The organism is Streptomyces sp. NPDC059957, from assembly GCF_042730015.1.
Taxonomy (GTDB): Bacteria; Actinomycetota; Actinomycetes; order Streptomycetales; family Streptomycetaceae; genus Streptomyces.
Map to the genome: position 1 here is coordinate 1 of NZ_JBHWMB010000109.1, position 2492 is coordinate 2492.

The 2492-nt window shown below is 71.7% G+C and carries 3 protein-coding genes; 1 reads left to right on the forward strand and 2 read right to left on the reverse strand.

The annotated features are described in order from the left end of the window. Positions 1 to 92 precede the first annotated feature (92 nt). Both ACFWBW_RS38765 and ACFWBW_RS38770 read right to left on the reverse strand, forming a co-directional pair. The gene (locus tag ACFWBW_RS38765; protein ID WP_385383576.1) at positions 93 to 560 is read right to left on the reverse strand and encodes an alpha/beta hydrolase; all 468 of its coding nucleotides are present in this window, start codon (positions 558 to 560) and stop codon (positions 93 to 95) included. An 11-nt stretch (positions 561 to 571) separates the two neighbouring features. After that, positions 572 to 1699: an LLM class flavin-dependent oxidoreductase gene (locus ACFWBW_RS38770; RefSeq protein ID WP_385383579.1), complete on the reverse strand. Its 1128-nt coding sequence runs from the start codon at positions 1697 to 1699 to the stop codon at positions 572 to 574. 49 nt (positions 1700 to 1748) lie between these two features. Between ACFWBW_RS38770 and ACFWBW_RS38775 the strand changes: the two genes are divergently transcribed. Continuing rightward, a complete protein-coding gene (locus ACFWBW_RS38775) occupies positions 1749 to 2363 on the forward strand; it encodes a PadR family transcriptional regulator (RefSeq protein ID WP_385383582.1) in 615 nt (204 codons plus the stop codon). Positions 2364 to 2492: the final 129 nt, after the last annotated feature.

Here is a 2492-nt window from a genome sequence, read left to right on the forward strand (position 1 = left end):
CCCTATCCACACGGGAAGAGAACAAAGGAACCACATCGCGAGGTCTTCAGCCAGGCACGCGGAAAAAAACCACCAAACTCCGGAAGGCCGCCCTACGGGCGTCGACGGGAGTTTGACGACAGGCCCCAGCACAGGGCGGCGTACGCGTCGTGGACGGCGGCGGGGAAGCGGGCCTCGGGCGCCCGCCGGTAGTCCACGGAGACCAGAACGGCGCCGGAGGCCCGGCAGAGCGCCCGGGCGGTGGCGTCGTACGTGTCGAGGTCGCCCAGGACCCAGCCGCCGCCGTGGCAGAACACCACGGTCGGCCGGGGCCCCGGTACCTCCCGGTCCTCCACGGCGCCCACCACGGCCCGCCGGGCCGTTCCGGGCACGGCGGCGAGGATCCGGCGGGCTTCGCCGGCGTCGGTGACGCGCCCCCCGAGGTCGGGGAAGAGGGAGGCCGGCGCGTCGGCGTAGGGACGGGCGGCGGGATCGAGCCGGTCGACCGGGGCGGGGCCGTCGGACCCCTCGGACCTGTCGGACCTGTCGGACCTGTCGGACCCAGTGGTCACATCCGTCATGGCGGCGGCCCCTACGCCCGCTGGTTCGCGAAGTGCGGGATGACCTTCTCGCCCCACTGCCGCAGGGTCTCCAGACAGGCCTCCTGCGGCACGGTCCCCATCTGGATCAGGCACATGATCTCGTCGGCTCCCGCCCCCCGCAGCCGTTCCACGTACGCGATCGCCTCGTCCGCGCTCCCGTAGGCGTGGTCCGCGTTGAAGGTGGCCGTGGCGGTGGGCCGCACCGGGATGTCCTGCTCGTGCAGCCGCGCCACCACCTGCTCGGCCGCCCTGCGCATCTCCGCCCCCTCGTCGGCGCCCGCGACCACCGCTTCGTCCGGCACCCCCGCCCCGCCGTACCAGTGACCGATGGACTGCGCGAAGAACCGCTGCCCCCGGATCCCGATCCGGCGCGCCTCCTCTGGATCGTCGAGCACGATCGTCGGGCAGAGCACCGAGAAGTGGTCGTTGACGGCCGTGGAGACGAAGCGGCCGCCGTCCCGGCCGGCGATCGCGGCGTCGTAGACGGAGCGCATGCCCGCGATGGACTCCGGCCCGGCGAATCCCATCACCAGCGCCCCGACGCCCAGTTCCGCGGCCTGCACCAGGGTCTCGGCCCGGCTGCACGCGAGGAACAAAGGCGGATGGGGCCGCTGGCTCGGCCGCGGCAGGATCGGGTGCGGATCGATGTCGATGAGCTCCCCGTGGTACTCCAGCTCCTCCTCCTGCCAGGCCTTCCCGATGATCCGCAGCGCCTCCTCGACCTCCGCCGTGGTGCGGTCCCTGTCCACCCCGCACAGCGAGGTCTCCTGCACGGTCCCGCCCCGTCCGGCCCCCAGGTCGACCCGCCCGCCGGACAGCAGGTCGAGCATCGCGGCCCGCTCTGCGACCCGGACGGGGTGGTTGAAGGCGAAGGGCATGCACACGACTCCGTGCCCGATGCGTATGGTGTTGGTCCGGGCCGCCACCCAGGTCAGGAAGATCTCGGGGGCACTCATGTGGGCGTACCACTTCAAGGAGTGGTGCTCCACGGCCCAGATCCGGTCGAACCCCATCTGCTCGGCGAGCACGGCCTGCTCGACGCAGTCCCGGATGACCTGGTGCTCCCGTTCCACGGTCGGGTCGGCGAGCTGAGCTTCGAAGATCACGGAGAATTTCACGGTGCCTCCAGGGTTGCGTCCCGTACCCGGTCTCACTTCTATTCGAAATATGACTAGTAGTCAGACGTCGAAGAAGCAAGAGCTTCCACCGACCGCGTGGGCGGTTCTCGGCCTGCTCTCCTTCCCCGGGGAGCGGACCGGCTACGAGTTGAAGAAGTGGGCGGACTCCTCGCTGCGCTTCTTCTACTGGTCACCGGCCATCAGCCAGATCTACGCCGAACTGCGCCGCCTGGAGGAACTGGGCTACGCGGCCTCCGTGCGCTCGGGACCCGAGGAGGCGCGGGCCAAGCGCCGCTACGGCATCACCCCGGCCGGGCGCGAGGCGCTGGCCGGCTGGGCCTCCGACGTCACCGAGGTGGGGCCCCCGGTCCTCAAGCACGGGCTGCTGCTGCGCGTCTGGCTCGGGCACCTGGCCGAGCCGGAGCGGCTGCGGGGCATGGTGACGGAGCATCTGGAGCGCACCACGGAGGAGTTGGACGCCGTACGGGAGGCCATGGCGCACGCGGCGACCGAGCCGGACTGGGCCTTCCCCGTACTCGCCCTGCGCTGGAGCGAGCGCCAGCACCTGGCCGAACTGGAGCTGACACGGGCGCTGCTCGCGGACCTGGAGGGACTGGCCGTGCAGGAACGTCAAGCCGGCGGGGACGCGCCCACCCCCGGGTGACCGCGCGGGCCGCGCCGGGGGGCTTTCCCCCCCCGGTGCGGCCCCCCGGGGGCCGATCTGACGGCATTGTCGGGGACCCACAAAGGCAGTTTCCTCTCCCGCGGGGCGTACTCGGATGCAGCCTCCCAC